Annotated in this window: 18 protein-coding genes; 8 read left to right on the forward strand and 10 right to left on the reverse strand. The window is 66.4% G+C overall.

Going from position 1 to position 20,340, the window contains the following annotated elements; translation table 11 throughout:
- Positions 1-5: 5 nt before the first annotated feature.
- Positions 6-1,160 (reverse strand): efflux RND transporter periplasmic adaptor subunit, encoded by a 1,155-nt coding sequence (locus tag AC1ROD_RS12855; protein ID WP_492948657.1) that lies wholly within the window; start codon positions 1,158-1,160, stop codon positions 6-8.
- 231 nt (positions 1,161-1,391) lie between these two features.
- On the opposite strand from AC1ROD_RS12855, the gene lepA reads away from it, so the two are divergent.
- On the forward strand, positions 1,392-3,200 hold the full coding sequence (gene lepA / locus AC1ROD_RS12860; protein ID WP_492948658.1) for a translation elongation factor 4: 1,809 nt from the start codon (positions 1,392-1,394) through the stop codon (positions 3,198-3,200).
- A gap of 22 nt (positions 3,201-3,222) precedes the next feature.
- Here the strand turns inward: lepA and AC1ROD_RS12865 are convergent, their stop codons facing one another.
- The gene (locus AC1ROD_RS12865) at positions 3,223-4,773 is read right to left on the reverse strand and encodes an HNH endonuclease (protein WP_492948659.1); all 1,551 of its coding nucleotides are present in this window, start codon (positions 4,771-4,773) and stop codon (positions 3,223-3,225) included.
- Positions 4,774-4,936: 163 nt separating this feature from the next.
- On the opposite strand from AC1ROD_RS12865, the gene dcm reads away from it, so the two are divergent.
- From dcm to AC1ROD_RS12880, 3 genes are all read left to right on the forward strand, one after another.
- Complete coding sequence (gene dcm, locus AC1ROD_RS12870) at positions 4,937-6,136, forward strand: DNA (cytosine-5-)-methyltransferase (RefSeq protein ID WP_492948660.1); 1,200 nt, start codon at positions 4,937-4,939, stop codon at positions 6,134-6,136.
- Complete coding sequence (locus AC1ROD_RS12875) at positions 6,129-6,578, forward strand: very short patch repair endonuclease (RefSeq protein ID WP_492948661.1); 450 nt, start codon at positions 6,129-6,131, stop codon at positions 6,576-6,578. Before dcm ends, AC1ROD_RS12875 begins: the two co-directional genes overlap by 8 nt.
- Positions 6,579-6,652: 74 nt before the next feature.
- Positions 6,653-8,011, forward strand: coding sequence for a type II restriction endonuclease (locus AC1ROD_RS12880; protein WP_492948662.1), 1,359 nt, complete (start codon positions 6,653-6,655; stop codon positions 8,009-8,011).
- 152 nt (positions 8,012-8,163) lie between these two features.
- Here the strand turns inward: AC1ROD_RS12880 and AC1ROD_RS12885 are convergent, their stop codons facing one another.
- The 4 genes from AC1ROD_RS12885 to AC1ROD_RS12900 form a co-directional block, all read right to left on the reverse strand.
- A complete protein-coding gene (locus AC1ROD_RS12885; protein WP_492948663.1) occupies positions 8,164-9,372 on the reverse strand; it encodes an LL-diaminopimelate aminotransferase in 1,209 nt (402 codons plus the stop codon).
- 90 nt (positions 9,373-9,462) lie between these two features.
- Entirely contained in the window at positions 9,463-9,792 is a 330-nt protein-coding gene (locus AC1ROD_RS12890) for a GNAT family N-acetyltransferase (protein WP_492948664.1), read from the reverse strand.
- A gap of 63 nt (positions 9,793-9,855) precedes the next feature.
- A complete protein-coding gene (locus tag AC1ROD_RS12895) occupies positions 9,856-10,686 on the reverse strand; it encodes an alpha/beta fold hydrolase (RefSeq protein WP_492948665.1) in 831 nt (276 codons plus the stop codon).
- Positions 10,687-10,892: 206 nt separating this feature from the next.
- Complete coding sequence (locus tag AC1ROD_RS12900) at positions 10,893-11,708, reverse strand: hypothetical protein (RefSeq protein ID WP_492948666.1); 816 nt, start codon at positions 11,706-11,708, stop codon at positions 10,893-10,895.
- A gap of 369 nt (positions 11,709-12,077) precedes the next feature.
- Here AC1ROD_RS12900 and AC1ROD_RS12905 point away from each other — a divergent pair, with 369 nt between their 5' ends.
- Positions 12,078-12,620 (forward strand): OmpA family protein, encoded by a 543-nt coding sequence (locus AC1ROD_RS12905; protein WP_492949074.1) that lies wholly within the window; start codon positions 12,078-12,080, stop codon positions 12,618-12,620.
- A 68-nt stretch (positions 12,621-12,688) separates the two neighbouring features.
- Here the strand turns inward: AC1ROD_RS12905 and AC1ROD_RS12910 are convergent, their stop codons facing one another.
- The 3 genes from AC1ROD_RS12910 to AC1ROD_RS12920 are packed head-to-tail and all read right to left on the reverse strand — an operon-like array spanning position 12,689 to position 14,141.
- The gene (locus AC1ROD_RS12910) at positions 12,689-13,102 is read right to left on the reverse strand and encodes an arsenate reductase family protein (RefSeq protein WP_492948667.1); all 414 of its coding nucleotides are present in this window, start codon (positions 13,100-13,102) and stop codon (positions 12,689-12,691) included.
- Positions 13,099-13,800 carry an MIP/aquaporin family protein gene (locus tag AC1ROD_RS12915; protein ID WP_492949075.1) on the reverse strand — a complete coding sequence of 234 codons (702 nt, stop codon included), beginning with the start codon at positions 13,798-13,800 and terminating at the stop codon, positions 13,099-13,101. Before AC1ROD_RS12915 ends, AC1ROD_RS12910 begins: the two co-directional genes overlap by 4 nt.
- Positions 13,801-13,805: 5 nt before the next feature.
- Positions 13,806-14,141 carry an ArsR/SmtB family transcription factor gene (locus AC1ROD_RS12920; protein ID WP_492948668.1) on the reverse strand — a complete coding sequence of 112 codons (336 nt, stop codon included), beginning with the start codon at positions 14,139-14,141 and terminating at the stop codon, positions 13,806-13,808.
- A 77-nt stretch (positions 14,142-14,218) separates the two neighbouring features.
- On the opposite strand from AC1ROD_RS12920, the gene AC1ROD_RS12925 reads away from it, so the two are divergent.
- The 3 genes from AC1ROD_RS12925 (at position 14,219) to AC1ROD_RS12935 (ending at position 17,420) form a co-directional block, all read left to right on the forward strand.
- On the forward strand, positions 14,219-15,001 hold the full coding sequence (locus AC1ROD_RS12925) for an SseB family protein (protein ID WP_492948669.1): 783 nt from the start codon (positions 14,219-14,221) through the stop codon (positions 14,999-15,001).
- Between the two features lie 13 nt (positions 15,002-15,014).
- A complete protein-coding gene (locus tag AC1ROD_RS12930) occupies positions 15,015-15,365 on the forward strand; it encodes a DUF6559 family protein (protein ID WP_492948670.1) in 351 nt (116 codons plus the stop codon).
- A 111-nt stretch (positions 15,366-15,476) separates the two neighbouring features.
- Positions 15,477-17,420: a S9 family peptidase gene (locus AC1ROD_RS12935; RefSeq protein WP_492948671.1), complete on the forward strand. Its 1,944-nt coding sequence runs from the start codon at positions 15,477-15,479 to the stop codon at positions 17,418-17,420.
- Positions 17,421-17,445: 25 nt separating this feature from the next.
- On the opposite strand, the gene AC1ROD_RS12940 is transcribed toward AC1ROD_RS12935, so the two are convergent.
- Positions 17,446-20,334, reverse strand: a complete 2,889-nt coding sequence (locus tag AC1ROD_RS12940) for a M16 family metallopeptidase (protein ID WP_492948672.1) — start codon at positions 20,332-20,334, stop codon at positions 17,446-17,448.
- Positions 20,335-20,340: the final 6 nt, after the last annotated feature.

The raw sequence follows: 20,340 nt of genomic DNA on the forward strand, positions 1-20,340 counted from the left end.
GGTCCTTAGCGGGCGGCCGGAGCGGCGGCGGCAGGCGCGGCGGCAGGCGCCGCGCTGACCGTCACATGGTCGCCGTCGCCGAGGAAGCCGGCCCCCTGGACCACGACACGCGCGCCGGCCTGCAGTCCGGCGGTGATCACCACCGTCTGACCCGACCGTTCGCCGGTCGTGACCGGGGTGAAGCGGACCGTATTGTTGGCCGCGATCAGATAGACGCCGGGCTTGCCTTCGCGGAACACCACGGCCGAGGCCGGGACGGTCAGGGCCGGATTATCGCCGACGTCGATCTCGGCGCGGGCGAACATGCCCGGACGCAGGCCGCTGCCGGGGCTGAGGGTGATGCGAGCGACACCGAGACGGGTCTGGGCGTCGACCTGGGGCGTGACGATGCGCACGCTGCCGCTCACCGGGCCATTGGCCTGTTCGGACGTGACGACGGCGCCCTGGCCGGCGCGGACCAGCGGCAGTTCGGTTTCGGGCACCTGGGCGTCCAGCTCCAGGCGGCCGTCGCGGACCATACGGAACAGTTCGCTGCCGGCCGAGATGATCTGGCCCTTGGTCACGCTGCGGCTGATGATCAGGCCCGAGACGGGCGCGCGGATGGTCGCCTGGTTGACCCGGGTCTGGGTCTCCGACAGGGCCGCGCGGGCCGAAGCCAGGTTGGCCGCCGAGGACTTCTGGTTGGCAAGGGCGGTGTCGAGCGAGGCCTGGCTGAGGAAGCCCTTTTCCTTGAGCTGTTGGGCGCGGGACAGGGCGGCGTCGTCGCGGGCGACATTGGCCTCAGCGGTCTGGACCTGGGCCTGCTGCTGGCGCAGCTGGGCGCGCAACAGGACGTCGTTCATCTGCACCAGGGGCTGGCCCTGGCGGACGTACGAGCCTTCATCGACGTAGAGGCCGACTGCGGTCAGCCCGCCGGTCTCGGCGCCGACCGGCACCTCTTCCCAGGCCGAAACACTGCCCGAGGCCGAAACCTTGCGGCGCAGACTGGTCAGGGTCGCGGTCGCCGCCGTCACCGTCTGGCCGGCCGCCGCCTGTTCCTGCTGGGCCTTCTTGGCCGCGTCTTCCTTGCCCCCGCCGCAGGCCGCCAGCAGGGCCAGGGTCGCCGTCAGGGCCACGCCCGCATAGGCGCTGCGGGTCCGGGTCATGGTCGTGAGGGCCATGGTTCAGTCGTCCTGTCGAAATGCGCCCGCCCGGGGGAAGCGAGGCGAGAACGTCGGCATGACGCTCCGGGTTCACTCGCCATACCGCGTTCGTGGCCCGTTCTCAAACCTCAGCTTCGCCATTACCGGATTGTAATCCGTGCCGGAACCGGTTCCAGATCGAGGCTTCAAGGCCCGCCTCGCAGCCGGAGATTGGCGTTCCGACGCCCTCCATGCTAACCGCGCCGCACAATGACGACGCCCCCTATCGACCGCATCCGCAACTTCAGTGTGGTAGCCCACATTGACCACGGCAAATCCACGCTTTCCGACCGGCTGATTCAATTCACCGGCGGCCTGAGCGCGCGGGAAATGTCGGCCCAAGTTCTCGACAATATGGAGATCGAGAAGGAGCGGGGGATCACCATCAAGGCGCAGACGGTGCGCCTGAACTACAAGGCCCAGGACGGGCTCGACTATGTCCTGAACCTGATGGACACGCCCGGCCACGTCGACTTCGCTTATGAGGTGTCGCGGTCGCTGGCCGCGTGCGAGGGCTCGCTGCTGGTCGTGGACGCTTCGCAGGGCGTCGAGGCCCAGACCCTGGCCAACGTCTATCAGGCCATCGACAACAACCACGAGATCGTTCCGGTCCTGAACAAGATCGACCTGCCGGCGGCGGAGCCCGATCGCGTCCGGCAACAGATCGAGGACGTCATCGGCATCGACGCCTCGGACGCCGTCATGGCCTCGGCCAAGTCGGGCATCGGCATCGAGGACGTGCTGGAAGCCATCGTCACCCGCCTGCCGGCCCCGAAGGGCCAGCTCGACGCCCCGCTCAAGGCCATGCTGGTCGACGCCTGGTACGACCCCTACCTCGGCGTCGTCCTGCTGGTCCGCGTCTTCGACGGCGTGCTCAAGGCCGGCCAGCGCATCAAGATGATGCAGTCCGGCTCGACCCACCTGGTCGACCGCGTCGGCGTCTTCCTGCCCAAGAACACCCCGGTCGACCAGCTGGGGCCCGGCGAGGTCGGTTTCATCACCGCCCAGATCAAGGAAGTCGCCCACGCCGCCGTCGGCGACACCATCACCGACGAGAAGAAGCCCACCGCCGAACCGCTGAAAGGTTTCAAGGAAGTCCAGTCGGTGGTCTTCTGCGGCCTCTTCCCGGTCGACGCCGCCGACTTCGAGGACCTGCGCGCCGCCATCGGCAAGCTGCGCCTGAACGACGCCTCCTTCACCTACGAGATGGAATCCAGCGCGGCCCTCGGCTTCGGCTTCCGCTGCGGCTTCCTCGGCCTGCTGCACCTCGAGATCATCCAGGAGCGCCTCTCCCGCGAGTTCAACCTCGACCTGATCGCGACCGCCCCCTCGGTGGTCTACAAGATCGGCCTGCGCGACGGGACCGAGATCGACCTGCACAACCCGGCCGACCTGCCCGACGTCATGCAGATCGACACCATCTCCGAGCCGTGGATCAAGGCCACCATCCTGACCCCCGACGAATACCTCGGCGCGGTCATCAAGCTGTGTCAGGACCGCCGCGGCTCACAGGTCGAACTGTCCTACGTCGGCGCCCGCGCCCTGGTGGTCTATGAACTGCCGCTCAACGAAGTGGTCTTCGACTTCTACGACCGGCTGAAATCCATCTCCAAGGGCTATGCCTCGTTCGACTACGAGATCACCGGCTACAAGGTCGGCGACCTGGTCAAGATGAGCATCCTCGTCAACGCCGAACCCGTCGACGCCCTGTCGATGCTGGTCCACCGCGGCCGCGCCGAGACCCGCGGCCGCGGCATGGTCGAGAAGATGAAGGAGCTGATCCCGCCCCATATGTTCGTCATCCCGATCCAGGCGGCCATCGGCGGCAAGATCATCGCCCGCGAAACCGTCCGCGCCCTGCGCAAGGACGTGACGAGCAAGTGCTACGGCGGCGACGCGACGCGGAAGAAGAAGCTGCTCGAGAAGCAGAAGGCCGGCAAGAAGCGGATGCGCCAGTTCGGCAAGGTCGAGATCCCGCAGGAGGCGTTCATCGCGGCGCTGAAGATGGACGAGGATTGAGGGCTGGGCCTCGGCCTCACCCTCAGTTCATGTCGCTCACTTTTGCAGGTTCTAGGCCGGTGAGATGACCCAGCCTGAGGTCCACATTGCGGAAAGCGTCTTCCACATTTTGGTTCATGCTCATGGCTTGTTTCACTGCGAGCGTTTTTGCTGAGTGAGCGAGGTCCATTGACCAGATCGGGTGTTCAACCAAGCGCTGAACCCCCTTCTCGATTGCCTCCCACTGGGCCGTGTCGGGCTCGCGTTCCGTAAAGACGCGGTCGGGTGATTCTTCTGCCATCACGTGTGCAACGAGCTTCTTCATGAGCATTGTGACGTATTGTAGGGAAGCTTGAAACTTGAGGCGTTCGGCTCTTGTCTCTGCCTGTAATGACGGATTGGGGCCGATTTCAAAAGCAGCGGCGGTGAACATGTTTAACAAGCGAACGATATTCTTATTTTCCCTCTCGCGGAGTTGTCGCATAGCCTCGCCTTTCTGAGAGAGAGGCTTAAGGTACAGAAGCTGCTGCAGGACTTTACCCTTCATTGTCGCCTCTGGAATCCCCTGTTCTCCAGTCTTCTTCCCGCTGGGCTTCAGAACGTAACGACGCAACTCGAGGGTGGGGTCGCTAACAATCCCATCGGTCAGTGCGGCCTTGAACGCTTCGTTGGCGCGTTTTCTCTCGGCCGGATCTGCGATCCATTTCAAGAAGCCATCTTCAGATGCTTCGATTGAACCCACCGCCGTCTCGTATTCGCTGAGCTTGTGCTCCCATTCGTCCGAAAGTTTTGCGTTAAATTCAAAGGGCGATAGCGGAAGCTTTTTAATTTTCGATTGAATAGAATTCACTAGAACGATCGCGTCCTTAGTGTCCATACCAAGATATATTTTGGCCACAACGCGATCTTGACCTTTGAGCCAAGTTGCGACGGTTTTGTGTTGGCCGTCAAACATTAACAGATCTTGTTTTGAGCTGCTCGGAAATTCTTTGAGCCGGCAGGCTGGGGGCTCGTGGAGAGGGTTGAGCTGAAGATCTGCCAAAATTGACCAGAGGTGGGCCAGTTTTATGGTTCGAGGTTGGCAGTCACCATCGTTTATGATTGCTGATCTGGGTACGTCAACAAACGTGTATCTGACTTTTTTCCCAGCGACGGTATCGGTGTATATAGGTGAAGTGCGAGAAGTATTATCTGGAAACTCAAACTTTACTTTGTCTGACCCAGAAATCTCCGCGACAATCTTTGAGGGGGTTTCTGAAAAGTACCCGATCGCGCCGTCGTATTTCACGTCTCCGCCATGCTTTGCGACATAAGCGTCAAATTCCAGGAATGGGCGGACGTTTACAGAGGGGTGGTTCCGTTTGAACCTGTTGCAACGCCGGTGCACGACGTTGAGGTTGTCGAGCGTGTTGCCGCCGCCTTCGGCGCTCGGGTGGTCGTGATCGATTTCCAAAATGTCGGCTGCGCGGTTCATTTCTTCGCTGCAGAGAAAACATTTGCCGCCGCTTTTCAGCCAGAGCTGCTCTTCTGCATCGGCCTGAATTTCGGCGGCTAAGCCCTTCTTCATTTCTTTTGACACGACAATGCCGGGCATCAGTGGGCTCCGTTTCAGCTTCTCAGTTTTTAGCTGTTGGTAGGCCCGAGCGCCACTGCCTTGCAAGGCGGGGCAATCCGGCCGAAGCGGTGCTTCGTTCTGTTCTTGTTCTCCTGGCGGAAACCTGGCACTCTGCCATCTTGGATCAACGCGGGAATCGGCCGTGTCGGAGTACGCGATCATGGTGAAACAGGCGGGCCAAGCGGTGGCCGACAAGGCTGTCGACCTTGGCTATATCGAGGGGCCCGCGAAACCTGCCGTCGCTATGCCGAAGCTTGAACTGGTTCGAGGCGGCGCCGACAAGGATGCGGCCGACTTTACCTTCATCGACCTGTTCGCCGGGATCGGCGGGCTGCGACGCGGGTTCGAGTCGATCGGCGGGAAATGCGTCTTCACGTCTGAATGGGACAAGTACAGCCAGAAGACCTACGCGGCGAACTTCCCGAACGACGACCACGAGATCAACGGCGATATCACCAAGGTGGATGTCGAGGACATCCCGGCGCATGACGTCCTGCTGGCCGGTTTCCCCTGCCAGCCCTTCTCGATCGCGGGCGTGTCCAAGAAGAACGCCCTGGGCCGCGCTCACGGGTTCGAGGACAAGACCCAGGGCACGCTGTTTTTCGACGTTGCCCGGATCATCAAACATCACCAGCCCGCGGCCTTCCTGCTGGAGAACGTCCGCAACCTGGTCAGCCACGACAAGGGGCGAACCTTCCAGACGATCAAGGACGTCCTGACCAACGAGCTGGGCTATACGATCGACTATCGGGTGATCGACGGGCGCCACTGGACGCCCCAGCACCGCGAGCGGATTTTCATCATCGGCTTCCGTGAGGATCAGGCCTTCCGCTTTGCGGATATGAAAATGCCCGAGACCGCGCCGAAGCTGGAAATGATCCTGCATCCCGGCGACGGGTCGGAAGTTCCGGACCAGAGGTTCACGGTCGGCAACTCGGGTCGGGTCGCGGACAAATACACCCTGACCGATCACCTGTGGAACTATCTGCAGCGCTATAAGGAAAAGCACCGGGCGGCCGGCAACGGCTTCGGCTTTGGCTTGGTGGGCCCGCAGGATGTCGCGCGGACCCTGTCGGCGCGTTACTACAAGGACGGTTCGGAAATCCTGGTAAAGCGGGAAGGCCAGTCGGTCCCGCGCCGCCTCACGCCACGTGAATGCGCCCGCTTGATGGGCTTCGATGCGCCCCAGGGCAATGACTTCATCATCCCCGTGTCGGACACCCAGGCCTATCGCCAGTTCGGCAACTCGGTTGTCGTTCCGGCGGTGAAAGCCATTGCCGAACATATGAAGCCGCACCTGTTCAAGGCGCTCGGCAAGAAGCCCCGGGTCGCCGTTGGCTGACGTCGTCGATCCGGCGACCCGCAGCCGGATGATGTCTGGCATCCGGGGAAAGAACACCAAGCCGGAACTGATGATCCGCAAGGCGCTGCATGCGCGCGGCTTTCGTTACCGGCTGCATTGCAAACTGCCCGGCAAGCCGGACCTGTGCCTGCCGAAGTATCGGGCCGTGATCTTCGTCCACGGCTGCTTCTGGCACGGCCACGACTGCCACCTGTTCAAATGGCCCTCAACCCGGCCGGAGTTCTGGCGCGAAAAGATCGCGCGGAACCGCGCGGTGGATGCGGTAGCGGAGGCGAAGCTGTTGGCCGACGGGTGGCGAGTGGCGACGGTGTGGGAATGCGCGCTGAAGGGCAGAACCAGGCAACCTCTGGAGACTGTGCTCGACAGTTGCGAAACGTGGCTTAGGGGGACCCAGAAAACTTTGGAAATCCGGGGCGATTGACGGGCGGTCGCAGGCTATCACTGGTGTGGACCTCGTCCGTCGCTTATCACTGCTTCTCACCGCCCGGAGATTCAATGCCGCCGCAGTCCGACCTCTTCGACCGGGATGATGCAACCGGTGCCATGCTGGCGGATCTACTGATCCACGCGCCTCAGGTCCTGGTCAAGAAGCTGTCGAATAACGACCGGGACTGGTCTCGACTGCAGAACAAGAAGCAGAATGGCGTCTACATCCCGCCTGCGCAGCGCGATGGCGGCTTCTTCCCTCCGTTGACCGCTAAGACGCGGGCCGTTGAAGACAGCGCGGACATTCGTGAGGTCTTCTTTCTGACCGAGTGGCCGCAGTTTGATGAGTGGAAGAAGACCCGGCTTGTGCACTACACGAGCAAGGGTGCCGAGACCCACATGACGGGACTGCCCAAGGTCGCGTTCAGTGATCTGGGTCCGGCTTCATGGCTGGTCATGGCCCCAAAGCTGGGTGAGGCTGAGCCGACCTTCCTGTGTCTGACGATCGACTCCGGCTCTGACGCAGTTGTCGTCTTGACCGAGACGTTGGGACTTGGCGCAGACTTCACCGTAGGCGTCCTTGAGCCAGCCTCTGTCGTCGCGCAGGAGCGCGACCTGATCATGGACTTCGCCGAGGAGGTCGCCGCCGCCTGGCTGGCCGGCGATGTCGCGCACTTTGCCGGTGACCGCGCGGCGATGCCAACGACTGCGGCGCTCGCTGAACTAGCCCGAAACGCCTTCCTCCAAGGCCATGGCATTGCCAGCCTCGACCCTTTCGCGCTGGAAAATCCTGGTGACGCCATTCGCGAAATCAGTCGTGTCATCGAGTGGGATCTGTTCAGGGAATGCCAACGCAAGGAGCGAGCCGTCGAACTGGTCCGGGCGGTGTTCGGGGATGAGCCGGCCGCGATGGATATGAAGTCGGTTGTCCGACGGATGGTCGATAGCGTAGGCGAGATCGATCGCATCATGCTCTCGGCCAGCCAGCAGCGGAAATCTCGCGCCGGCTACTCGTTCGAGCACCAGATCGAGGCGATGCTCGTCGCTGGCGATATCCCGTTCGCAAAACAGGTTGTGATGGACGCCAAGAAGCGCCCGGACTTCGTGTTGCCTTCGCTCAAGCATCTCCGAGCCAACCTTGAGGGGGCATCAAGAGGCCTGATCCTGAGCGCCAAGACGACGCTGCGCGAAAGATGGAAACAGGTAGAGCGGGAAATGGGCGGCAGCGACCTGTTCCTCGCCACTGTCGATGAGACCGTCGCGGCCAATGCGATCGAGGATATGGCTGCGATGAATATCACGCTCGTGGTGCCGGAGAGCCTGAAACAATCGGATTCTACGGAGTATGTACGGCACGCCAACGTGATTAGCTTCTCGTCTTTCTTCCGAGAGGAACTGGGGCAGGACCGCATGCCTTCATGGCATTGAAGAGCCCCTCCACCGCTTCGCGGTCCCCCTCCCCACTGCGTGGGGAGGAAAGGTCGGGGCCAACCGGAGGCGCCGTGTCGCCCCCTCCTGACCGCTGCGCGGTCTGTCCTCCCCATTCGCCTGCGCGAATGGGGAGGTGACGGTTCCGCCGACTAGGCTTCGTCCCCGAAAGGCCCGTTGACGCCGCGGGCCTTGAGGAAGGCCTTGATGTTGCGGGCGGCCTGACGGATGCGCTGTTCGTTCTCGACCATGGCGATGCGGACATAGCCCTCGCCGTTCTCGCCGTAGCCGACGCCGGCGGCGACCGCGACCTTGGCGTGGGTCAGGAGCTGTTTGGAGAACTCCAGACTGCCGAGTTGGGCCAGAGCCGGGGGCAGGGGGGCCCAGGCGAACATGGAGGCGGCGGGCTTGGGGATCTCCCAGCCGGCGGCGCCGAAGCTCTTCACGAGGACGTCGCGGCGCTTGTGATAGAGGGCGCGGTTCTTCTCGACGATGTCCTGCGGCCCGTTCAGGGCGGCGACGGCGGCGGCCTGAATGGGGGTGAAGGCGCCGTAGTCGAGGTAGGACTTCACCCGCGCCATGGCCGCGATCAGCCGCTTGTTGCCGACCGCAAAGCCCATGCGCCAGCCGGCCATGGAATAGGTCTTGGACAGGGAGGTGAACTCGATGGCCACGTCCTTGGCTCCCGGGACCTGAAGGATCGAGACGGTCGGCTTGCCGTCGTAATAGAGCTCGGAATAGGCGAGGTCGGAGATGATCCAGAGGTCGTTGGCCTTCGCAAAGGCGACGACGCGCTCATAGAAGGCCAGGTCCACGGTCTCGGCCGTGGGGTTGGACGGATAGTTCATCACCAGCACCTTGGGGCGCGGCACGGTGTAGGCCATGGCGCGTTCGAGGGCCTCGAAATACTTCTCGTCGGGCGTGGTCGGGACGCTGCGGATGGCGGCGCCGGCGATGATGAAGCCGAAGGTGTGGATCGGATAGGAGGGGTTGGGGGCCAGGACCACGTCGCCGGGCTCGGTGATGGCGGTGGCGAGGCTGGCCAGACCCTCCTTGGAGCCCATGGTGACGATGACCTCGGTCTCGGGGTCGAGGTCCACGCCGAAGCGCCGGGCGTAGTAGTTGGCCTGGGCGCGGCGCAGGCCGGGGATGCCGCGCGACTGGGAATAGCCGTGGGCGTCGGGGTTGCGGGCGACCTCGATCAGCTTGTCGATGACGTGGGCGGGCGGGGGCAGGTCCGGATTGCCCATGCCGAGGTCGATGACGTCCTCGCCGGCGGTGCGGGCGGCGTGACGCATATTGTTGACTTCGGCGATCACATAGGGCGGCAGGCGCCGCATGCGGTAGAATTCTTCGGACATCGTCGGCTCACAGGGAAGGCTTGCCGCCGAGGTGCAGCGAAGGGGCGGAAGACGCAAGAGGCTTGCGTGATCCGCCCTCAGAAAGATGCGTCAGAGGCCGAGCGCCGTGCGGTAGTGGGGGTGGACGATGTCCGCCCATTCGCGGTGCTTCTGGATATAGCCGGCGAAGAAGGGGCAGGTGGGCAGGACCACGAGGCCGCGATTGCGGATGTCGGTCAGGACGTGTTTCGCCAGACGGCTGGCGATGCCGCGGCCTTCGAGAGGGACGGGGACGAGGGTCTCGGAGATCAGCAGGCCGCCGGCGACCTCATTGTACTGGACCACGGCGGTCTGGCCGTCGACGACCAGTTCGTAGCGGTGGGTCTCGCGGTTGTCGGTGATGTCGGGGTCGAGGCCCGGGGCAAGGTCTGGGGTGGTCATCGGGGGAACTTTCGGAGGGGAAGGGGCGCCCGCCTCCGTGAGGAAGCGGGCGCAGGGTCGCGATCAGGCCTGGATGAAGGCCAGCAGGTCGGGGTTGATGACGTCGGCGTGGGTGGTGAGCATGCCGTGCGGGAAGCCCGGGTAGATCTTCAGCTGGCTGCCTTTCACCAGGGCGGCGGAGAGGGGGGCGGAGTCCGCGATCGGCACCACCTGGTCGTCGTCGCCGTGCAGCACCAGGGTCGGGACGGTGATGGCCTTGAGGTCCTCGGTGAAGTCGGTCTCGGAGAAGGCCTTGATGCCTTCGTAGTGGGCCTTGACCGAGCCCATCATGCCCTGACGCCACCAGTTCTGGATGACGCCTTCCTGCGGTTCAACGCCTTCGCGGTTGAAGCCGTAGAAGGGGCCGGCGGCGACGTCGCGGAAGAACTGGGCGCGGTTGGCGGCGGTGCCGGCGCGGAAGCTGTCGAAGACCTCGATGGGCAGGCCGCCGGGGTTGGCCTCGGTCTTGAGCATCAGGGGCGGGACGGCGCTGACGAGGACGGCCTTGGCGACGCGGCCGGCGCCGTGTTTGACCACATAGCGGACGACTTCGCCGCCGCCGGTCGAGTGACCGATGTGGACCGCGTTCTTGAGGTCCAGGGCGTCATAGACGGCCGCGGCGTCGGCGGCGTAGGTGTCCATGTCGTGGCCTTCCGAGGCCTGACCCGAGCGGCCGTGGCCGCGGCGGTCGTGGGCGACGACCCGATAGCCCTTCGCGAGGAAGAACATCATCTGGGCGTCCCAGTCGTCGGCGCTGAGCGGCCAGCCGTGATGGAAGACGATGGGCTGGGCGTCCTTGGGGCCCCAGTCCTTGTAGAAGATGGGCGTACCGTCGGCGGCGTTCACGAAGGGCATGGTTCTGATCCTGATTTCAGAGTTGGGGGACGAAGCTTGGGCACTCACCGGTGAGGGGCTTTCGTCGCCGCCGCGACCGGTGTGAGGCCAAGCTACCCGAAGCTTCAGGATCGGAAATAGAAACGGTCGAAACACATTGTTTCTGAAAGGCGCAGTTTCCGAAACGACCGTTTCGGATTCCGCGACCGTCACAGATCGGTGGTCTTTCAGAGCCCCAGCAGGTCGGACCAGCGCCAGCGGCCGGCGCCGAGGGCCAGGCGGGGATCGCCGGGGGCGTCACCGAGGCGGATGAGGACCAGGCCGTTGACCACCTGGGCGCGACAGGCGGCAGGGGCGAAGGCGACCTCGACGGCGATGGCCTGACGCAGGCCGGCGAGGCCCTTGCCCTCCTGCCCGGGGTTCCTGAGCCAGTCGCCGTTCCAGACGAGGAGGGCGCCGCGCCCTGCCGAGAGCGAGGAGTGAGCGCCGGCGGCGACGGCGCGGATATTGGCGTCGCGGCGCAGCACCGTCTGAAGGCGTTCGACCATGTCGCAGCGGCCGCCACCGGTTCCATTACCCGGCCCGGAGCTATTTCCGGAGCCGAGGCCTGAGCCGTCGCCCGGACCCGTCCCCTGACCCGAGCCGGCGGTGAGCGCGCCGGCCAGCTGGGCCTCGCCGACGACGGAGATCTGGCCCTCGGTCGAGGCGGGAGCAGCGGCCGCGACGACGGTGGGGACCATGGGCGGCGGGGTGCGCGCCGGGCGGTGACGGACAGGAGCCGGGACGGGTTTCGGCGCCGGCAGGGGCGCGGCGGGCTCCGGGGCTTTCTGAGGCGTGGGTTTCTCGGCCTTCTCGGCGGGAGCGCCGCCGCCGGGATCGGCGCCGGGCGTTGGGGCGGGCGGAGCGACCGGAGGCGGCTCGGGCCGGGTCAGGGTGACAACTATCGGCGGCTCGACCTCGAGCGTCGGCGCATCGGCGGCGAAGGGCAGGAGCAGGGCGAGGACCAGACCGTGCACGACGACGCTGGCGACGACCGCGACCAAGCGGCGTCGGCGGGTTCCGGCGCGGGGCCGCGACTGGATCCCGGACCGGGCGGCGTCCTGTTTCTGTGAAAGCGGCGTCGACACGCGAAAAAAAGATCATTCGCCCGCGTCAGGAACGTGGCGGCGACTTCAGACGTTTTCGCTTCGCGAAAGGTCATGAAGGCCAATAAATCCAATGGTCAAGCTGACGTAATCCCGCCCTTTACCGGTCATTCTGCCGCCGATTCCGACTCTGCACCTGAGCCTTGCGCATTCACGCGGGAGTCGCGCTCCGCCGGAATAAGGAGACTGATCTTGATCAGATCGACATTCATGGGCGCCGCGCCCGTCACCACCTTCAAGGGGCGTTTCAGCTCCCGCGCGGTGGCCATGGCCGGTGTCGTGATGATGGTCGGCGTCGCCGCGAGCGGTTGCGCCTCCCATCGCTTCGTACGGGACAATGTCGCGGTGGTTGACGCCCGCGTCGACGCCACCGATCAACATCTGGCCCAGGTCGAGGGCACGGCGGGGCAGGCGCTTCAACGCGCCAATGACGCGCACAAGCTGGCCGAGGGCAAGTTCCTCTATCAGGTCGTGCTCTCGGACGACTCGGTCAAGTTCCCGACCGACGCCCACTCGCTCTCGCCGGAAGCCGAGCAGCGTCTGGCCGAACTGGCCACGCGTCTGAAGGGCGAGAACCGCAACGTCTATCTGGAGATCCAGGGCTTCACCGATTCCACCGGCAGCCCGGAATACAACGAGGAACTCGGCGCCCAGCGGGCCGAGGCGGTTCGCCGGTCGCTGAGCCGTCAGGGCATCGCCCTGAACCGGATGTCGACCATTTCCTACGGCGCCGAGACCCCGGTCGCGCCGAATACGACCCGCGAAGGCCGCGCACAGAACCGCCGGGTCGCCATCGTCGTCCTGACGTAATCGACGGCGGCGGCCCGCCCGACGCGTGTCGCGTTATGGCGTACCGGGGGCCGCCGCCCGTTTTGATTTCAGAACCGGACGATCTCGCCGTCTTCCTTGACGAAGGCGTCCGGTCGCCGTTCCAGCAGGTCGAACACGACCTCTGACGGGCGGCACAGCTTCACGCCCTTTGGCGTCTCCACGAGCGGCCGGTTGACGAGGATCGGATGGGCCAGCATGGCCTCCACGATCTGCGCGGCGGTGACGTCTTCGGCCAGCAGGCCCAGCGCTTCGGCGGGCGTTCCCTTTGTCCGCATCAGGGCCTTGAGGCCCAGGCCGGCGCGCGCCGCCAGGCCGAGAAGCTGATGCTGCGACCAGCCCGCCTGAAGGTATTCGGCGATCTCCGGCTCGTATCCGGCGGCGCGCACCATGGCGACGACGTTGCGCGAAGTGCCGCAGGCCGGATTGTGGAAAACGACAACGGGGAATTCCGGGGCGGTCATGAGCGTTTCCGTGGGTTGAGAAGCCAGCCGAACACCGCCATCGCCACGAGGGCGCCGGCGATCTGGGCGAGGATGAAGGCCGGGACCCCGCCGGGCCCGATGCCGGCGAAGGTGTCGGTCAGGGACCGGGCCAGGGTCACCGCGGGATTGGCGAAGGACGTCGAGGCCGTGAACCAGTAGGCGGCGGTGATGTAGAGGCCGACCGCGACCGGCGTCGCCTCGGGCCGGAAGCGCGAGGTTCCGAGGATGGTCAGCAGCAGGCCGAAGGTCGCGACGGCCTCGGCGAAGAGCTGGTCGCCGCCGGAGCGGATGTGGGTCGAGACCTGCAGCACCGGCAATCCGAACATCAGATGGGCGACCCAGACGCCGAGAACCGCGCCCGCGATCTGGGCCGGGACATAGATGAGGGCCATGCGCCGGGGCAGATCGCGACGTAGGACGGCGACCAAGGTGACGACCGGGTTGAAATGGGCGCCGGAGACCGGGCCGAAAATCCAGATCAGCACGACCAGAGCCGTTCCGGTGGCGAGACTGTTGCCCAGAAGCGCAAGGGCGTCGTTTCCGTCGGCGAGCCGCTGACCCATGATCCCGGAGCCGACGACGACCATCAGCAATAGCGCCGAACCGAGGGCCTCGGCAGCCAGTCTTCGGGGCGGGTCGAAGTCGAGCGTGGCGCGGTCGAGCGTCCGGGTGGTCACGTCGCTCACTCGCAACAGGCCCGCGCGGTCTCCGCCAAAGGGGCGCAGATTTCGGGTCTGCCGTTGCAGCAGTCCTCGACCAGCCAGCCCAGAAGCGCCTGCATCCGGTCGAAGCGTGCAGCGTGGACGATCGACCGCCCCTCGCGCCGGGACGTCGTCAGTCCCGCCTGGGCGAGGATATTCAGATTGGCCGACAGGGTGTTGGGCAGGATGTCGAGCGTCCGCGCGACCTCACCCGCCGCCATCCCCTCCGGCCCGGCCCGGACCAGAAGGCGGAAGACAGCGAGCCGTCCCGGATGGCCGAGAGCGGACAGCATTTCGACGGCGATCATAGATTCCATATTTCCAGTAATATGGAAATAAAAGGTGGCGCAAGCCTTCGATTGACGGGACGCCGCCCGTTGGCGAAGGATCGGGCATGAACGATTTTCTGACCGCGCCTTCCCCCGCCCCGCTCGACGCGCCCCTGAACGGGCTGGAGCAGGTGATCGACGCCGCCTTCGCCGACCCGAAACACTGGCGGGCGTTCGAGGACCTGATGTCCGCCGTCGACCTGTTTCTGGCGCCCGACGGGGCGACCCTGGCCGGCATCGCGCCCGGGGCGACCGGAATGCGCACCCTGCGGCCCGACGAGGGGATGGACGTCAAGGGCGTGACCCTGGACGACGGCCGCGTGGCCGCCGGCGTCTTCACCGATCCGCGCCGCCTGCAAGCCGTCTGGGGCGAGGACACCACCTTCATCGCCATGAACGGCCGTCAGGTCCTGCATCTGTTCCGCGAGGGGCCAATCATCCTGAACCCCGGCTCGACCCGGGTGATGCTGTTCCAGAAGGACGACATCGCCGATCTGCTGGCCGCCGCCAACCGCCATGCCCGGATCACCCGGGCCGGCAGCGGCCGGCCGAGCGGCAAGGTCAGCCTGTTCCCGCCCCAACCCGTTCCCGTCGCCCTGGTCGAGAGACTGGCCGCCGCCTTCGGTCCCGTCGGCGGGACGGGTGTCACCGCGGCCTGGCTGGCCCGGGCCCACTGGCTCGAGGACAACCGCGAGGGCTGGTATCTGGACGTTCGCACCATGCGCCCGTCCGACGAAATCCGCGCCATGGTCGAACGCGCCGTCTCGGGCCTCGGCTTCGGCGACGACACCCTGGACGTCGCCGTCGGTCCCGAGAAGGAAGACGGCGTCGGGGTGCGGGTGGTCTAGGGAAGAAAAGGCCATGACCGGGTTGGACGAGTTGCGGACGAACTGGATCGCGTGGCGTCTGGCCCGGCGACTGCCGCGGTTCCTCAGCAAGGGATGGGGCGTGTCCGAATTCTATACCGTTGGCCAGATCGACGCGGGATTGGCCGCCTTGAAGGTCAAAGGTCCCTATCGGGCGATCGCATACGCCGCCTATCTCACCGAAACGGATTTCGACGCGGTCACCGAGGGGCGGTCGCCGATTTCCTACGACGCCGCCCGGCGGAAATTCTTCGGCCTGGTCCCGTGGAGCGGTCCAAGCCCCTATGCCTTCTCGCCGATCAGCAACGCCGACGCGGCGGGGCAGGGCGGGTCGGCGGCCCGCTGAAGGCGCAGGACCGCGCGGGACGCCGGCGATCTAACGGCGCGCTGGAAACACCTTGTCACGAACCCGAGGACCGGCGAGGTTCGGATATCTTCGTTCCTTGAGGGTGTTCCGATGCGCGCCGCCTGTCTGATCTCGACGCTGGCTCTCACATGGGCCGTGGGCGTGGCCCTGCCCGTCGCCGCACAGACCGCGGAAGGGGCGGCGGTCTGGCCGATCGCGGCGGATATCCCTAAGCCCCAGCCGGTCAGCGTGCCCTTGGCGGGGTCGGCGACGCCGGATGTGACGCGGTATCTGATGGCCAATGGGCCCAGCGAGGCGGCCCTGTCGCCGGACGGGACGCAGCTGGTCTTCGTCAGCACCGTGACCGGCGAGCCCCAGGCCTGGATCGTGGATGTGGCTGGAGGCGCCCCGCGTCGGCTGACCTATGGGCTGGGCATCGACGGGGTGATGTGGACGCCGGACGGCAAGGCGATCCTGTATGGCGCGGACAAGGGCGGGGACGAACGCTTTGGCCTCTATTCGGTGACGCCCGACGGGATGAAGGAGGTCGAGGTCCTGCCGCGCAGCGACGCCTTCACCTATCCGGGCGATTTCGGACCCGATGAGAAGACCATCCTCTATGCGACGACCAGCGGGGGACGCGGGGCCTTCGACCTCTATTCGGCGGCGCTGGACGGCAGCGGGTCGCGGCTGGTCGCCCCGGGACGGCTGGGCCTCTATCCGGCCTCGGTCCAGCCGCACGGAACCCTGCTGCTGATGCAGGAGGCGCGGGGCGAGCGGGGCAACGACCTGAGCCTGATCGACCTTTCAACCGGCAAGGAGGAGACGCTGTTCAAGCCGGCCGAGCCGACCGTCTATCACGGCATCAGCTGGTCGCCGGACGGGTCGGGCTTCTTCCTGGCCACCGATCAGGGCCACGACCATGCGGTGCTGGGTCACTATGATCTGGCGGCGCGCGAACTGCATATCATCGCCGAGCCGGAGCATGAGGTGCTGAGGACGGCCCTGAGCCCGGACGGGAAGATTCTGGTCTATGCGACCGACGAGACCGGTTTCGTGAAGCTGAATGCGCTGGACCTGACGACGGGGCAGGTGCTGCCGACGCCGGAGCTGCCGGCCGGGACCTACAGTTTCGACTTCGCGAAAGATGCGCCGGTGCTGTCGATCCTGATCAAGGGGCCGACGACGCCGGGCGAGGTGTGGATCTGGAAGCCCGAGACGAACGAGACGCGCCGCGTGGTGGCGCCCGATCCGGCGGGGATCGATCTGGCCGGGCTGGTCACGCCGGATCCGGTGCGGTTCACGGCGCGGGACGGGGTTCAGCTCAGCGGGCTGCTCTACCGGCCGAAGACTGCGACGGGGCCGGTTCCGGTCTTCCTGAGGCTGCACGGCGGGCCGACCAGCCATGCCCGCGTCGACTGGAAGCCGGACATGCAATACCTGATCGCGCGCGGGATCGCGGTGCTGGACTTCAACTATCGCGGCTCGGACGGCGACGGGAAGGCCGGGGCGGCGCTGAACGACCGGCGTCTGAGGGTCAATGAGATCGGCGACCTGGCCGACGCCGTGGCCTGGATCAGAACCCAGCCGGGGCTGGACGGATCGAAGGTCGCGGTCGGGGGCGCGTCATATGGCGGATACCTGACCAATGCGGTGCTGGGCGCCTATCCCGACCTGTTCGTCGCCGGGGTCAGCGAGGTCGGGGTGGCCGACTGGGTGCGCAATCTGGAGAATGCGGCGCCCTCGCTGCAGGCATCCGACCGGGTCGAGTACGGCGACGTCCATGACCCGGCGGAGCGGGCCTTCTTCGCCTCCATCTCGCCGATGAACAACGCCGCGAAGATCAGGACGCCCCTGCTGGTCCAGGTCGGCGCCAACGATCCAAGGAACGGGGCGGGCGAGCAGGACGCCTTCGTCACCGCCATCCGCGAGGCCGGCGGGACGGTGACCTACAGGCGCTACGAAGGGGAGGGCCATGTGATGTCGGACCTGCCCGACATCATCGACTTCTACCGCGCCAAGGCGGCCTTCCTGCTGGAGCATTTCGGGCGCTGAGGCGCGGGCCTCAGCGCCCGATGGATCAGAGGCCCAGCGTCGGGCTGCCGAGGTCGAGCGAGGCCGCCGAGATAACGACCAGATCCGGATGTTTGGCGCGCAGGGCGTCGATGAACATCGAGGAATTGCCGACCACCACGACATAGGCCCGGTCGGAGCCGAGGGTCGCGACGGCGGCGGACTGGATCGTTTCGGGGGTCACCGCGTCGATCCTGGTCGCATAGGCCGTGCTCTCGTCCAGCGGCAGGCCCAGGGTGACGGCGTCGGCGAGGAAGCCGCCGAGGCCGCCGGTGGTCTCGATCGAGCGCGAGAAGCCGCCGGTCAGGAAGGTCTCGCGGTCGGTCGCCGCCGTCGGGGTGACGGTCTCGGTCTTCAGCCGGTCGAGCTCCGCCAGCACCAGATCCACGACCTCGGCCGCGCTTTCGTTCTTGGTCTGGGTCGAGGCGGTCAGCAGGGCGCTGTCGAGGCGCGAGCCGAGGGCGGAATAGGCGCCGTAGCTGAGGCCGCGCTTGGCCCGGACTTCCTGGAACAGGTGGCCGTTCTGACCGCCGCCGATGACGGCGTTGGCGACCGCCAGCGGATAGAAGGACGGATCGGAGCGGTTGGGACCGCGCACGGCGGCGGAGACGGCGGCCTGACCCGAGCCGGGCAGGTCGACGACCACCACGCGCGGCGCCTGGACGTCGCCGGCGCGGGCGCCGACGGTCGGGACCGCGCCCGAAGGCCTGGCCCAGCCGCCCAGGGTGCGTTCGGCGAAGGCGAAACCCTCCTCGGCCGTCATGCCGCCGGTGATGATCAGGGCGGCGTTGTCCGGCCGCCACCAGCGGTCATGGAAGCCGACGATCTCATCGCGGCTGATCGCGCCGAGCGAGGCCACGGTGCCGCCCGAGGGCGCGCCATAGGGGGCCGCGCCATAGGCGATGCGGTTCAGGACCTGGCCGGCCAGCGGGCCCGGCTGGCGCAGGGCGACGCGCAGGGCGTTGACCGACTGGACGCGCGACCGCTCCAGCTCGTCGGAGGCATAGGTCGGCTTCTGCACCACGTCGGACAGGACCGCGCCGACGGCTTCGGCCGAGGCCTTGGGCGCCGAGACGAACAGGGTGGTCGCATCGGCCCCGGCCCCGCCGCCGATATTGGCGCCGAGGGCTTCGAGGGTGCGGGCGATCTCGGGGGCGATGCGGCCGCCGGCGCCCTGGGTGGCGAGGTTGGCGGTCATCGAGGCCAGACCCGGACGGGCGGCCGGATCGGCCGCGGCGCCGCCGGCGATGACCAGCTGGGCGTTCATGATCGGCAGGTCGGTCGATTTGGCCACGATGACGCGCAGGCCGTTCGACAGGGTGCGTTCGGCGATGACCGGGGCCGCGGCCGGGCGGGCGGCGCCCAGCGGCGGCGGGGCCTCGCGCTCGCCCTCGGGCCTGAGGGCGTTGGGCGGCAGGATGGCCGGGGGCACAGTCACGAAGGTCGGGACCGGGGCCGGGTTCTTCCAGTCCGTCTGGTGATCGAAGTCGGGCGTGCCTTCCGGGCGCTGGCTTTCGTCGAGGTAGCGGATCGAGACCCGGCCGCTGTCGTCGAGGTACTGGCGGGCGACGCGCTGGACGTCGGCGATGGTCACGGCCTTGATGGCGGCCACGCGCTTGTCGGGGCCGGACGGATCGTGCTCGGCGATGACGGCCGAGCCGAGCGAGAAGGCGCGGCCCGAGGCGGTTTCGCGGCCGCGCAGCTCCTGCGACAGCAGCTCGGTCTGGGCCTCCAGCAGTTCGGCCGGGGTGACGGGGGTGTCGCGGATGCGGTCGAGCTCGGCATTGAGGGCGGCCTCGGCCTCGTCGATGGATTTCCCTTGCGCGACCGTGACCTGGGCGGTGATGGAGCCGCCTTCCTCGTCGCCGCCGCCGGCGCGCAGGAAGGCCGAGGCGGCCAGCTGCTTGCCATAGACGAGCGACTGATAGAGGCGGCTGGATTCGCCACGCGACAGGATGGCGCTCATGACCTCCAGGGCGGGGCCGTCCGGATCCGAGGCGCTGACGCCCTGCCAGATGCCGGCGATGGCGGGCAGGGGGACGTTGGGGGCGTAGGCGACGATCGAACGCGGCTGGGTGCGTTTGACGAAGGCCGGGCGCTCGAAATGCGGGACCGGGCGGGCCGGGTTCTCGATGCCGGCGAAATACTGGTCGACCCACTGGTCCAGCTGGGCGGGGTCGAAATTGCCCGAGACGATCAGGGTCGCGGTCGCGGGGCGGTAATAGGCTTCATGGAAGGCCAGGGCGTCGGGCAGGGTGGCGGTGTCGAGCTGTTCGATCGAGCCGATCACCTGACGGCGGTAGATGTGGTTGTCGTAGGCGTTGTCGCCGATGATGAAGACGCCGAGACGGCCGTAGGGCGGGGCGTAGACGCGCTGGCGCAGCTCTTCCTTGACGATGGAGCGCTCGGCGTCGAACACCGCCTGGTCGACCACGGGGCGGGCCATCCGCTCGGCGTGGGTCCACAGCATCTGCTGCAGATATTGCGGCGGGACGGTCTCGTAATAGTTGGTGGTGTCCTGACCGGTGGAGGCGTTGCGCGAGCCGCCCGCGTTCTCGACCATGGTCGAGATCTGGCCGTAGGGCAGGTTGACGGTCTTGCGCGACAGGATGTGTTCGAACAGGTGGGCGAAGCCGGAGCGGCCCTCGGGGTCGTCCTTGCCGCCGACGTCGTACCAGAGCTGGACCGTCACCGTGCCGGCGGTCGCATCGGGCATGGCGTAGACGTTCAGCCCGTTGGCCAGGGTCCGGTGGGTGAAGTTCAGCGGCGGCGGGGTCAGGGCCTCAAGGCTGGCGGCGGAAGGCGCGGGGGTTTGCGCCATCGCCGGAGCGCCCGCGGCGAGCGCCAGCAGGGAGCAGCCGAAGACGAGTCCGCGAAGCGGGGCGAGACGGGACATGGGGGA

Source organism: Brevundimonas sp. GW821-FHT12E07, assembly GCF_058807035.1.

Bases quoted from the DNA above. Each gene is read 5' to 3' on its own strand.
- AC1ROD_RS12940 (WP_492948672.1), bottom strand. From the start codon at position 20,334: ATGTCCCGTCTCGCCCCGCTTCGCGGACTCGTCTTCGGCTGCTCCCTG.
- AC1ROD_RS12895 (WP_492948665.1), bottom strand. From the start codon at position 10,686: ATGCCCTTCGTGAACGCCGCCGACGGTACGCCCATCTTCTACAAGGAC.
- AC1ROD_RS12855 (WP_492948657.1), bottom strand. From the start codon at position 1,160: ATGGCCCTCACGACCATGACCCGGACCCGCAGCGCCTATGCGGGCGTG.
- AC1ROD_RS12925 (WP_492948669.1), top strand. From the start codon at position 14,219: ATGAACGATTTTCTGACCGCGCCTTCCCCCGCCCCGCTCGACGCGCCC.
- AC1ROD_RS12910 (WP_492948667.1), bottom strand. From the start codon at position 13,102: ATGACCGCCCCGGAATTCCCCGTTGTCGTTTTCCACAATCCGGCCTGC.
- AC1ROD_RS12905 (WP_492949074.1), top strand. From the start codon at position 12,078: ATGGCCGGTGTCGTGATGATGGTCGGCGTCGCCGCGAGCGGTTGCGCC.
- AC1ROD_RS12935 (WP_492948671.1), top strand. From the start codon at position 15,477: ATGCGCGCCGCCTGTCTGATCTCGACGCTGGCTCTCACATGGGCCGTG.
- AC1ROD_RS12885 (WP_492948663.1), bottom strand. From the start codon at position 9,372: ATGTCCGAAGAATTCTACCGCATGCGGCGCCTGCCGCCCTATGTGATC.
- AC1ROD_RS12930 (WP_492948670.1), top strand. From the start codon at position 15,015: ATGACCGGGTTGGACGAGTTGCGGACGAACTGGATCGCGTGGCGTCTG.
- lepA (WP_492948658.1), top strand. From the start codon at position 1,392: ATGACGACGCCCCCTATCGACCGCATCCGCAACTTCAGTGTGGTAGCC.
- AC1ROD_RS12890 (WP_492948664.1), bottom strand. From the start codon at position 9,792: ATGACCACCCCAGACCTTGCCCCGGGCCTCGACCCCGACATCACCGAC.
- AC1ROD_RS12880 (WP_492948662.1), top strand. From the start codon at position 6,653: ATGCCGCCGCAGTCCGACCTCTTCGACCGGGATGATGCAACCGGTGCC.
- AC1ROD_RS12865 (WP_492948659.1), bottom strand. From the start codon at position 4,773: ATGCCCGGCATTGTCGTGTCAAAAGAAATGAAGAAGGGCTTAGCCGCC.
- AC1ROD_RS12920 (WP_492948668.1), bottom strand. From the start codon at position 14,141: ATGGAATCTATGATCGCCGTCGAAATGCTGTCCGCTCTCGGCCATCCG.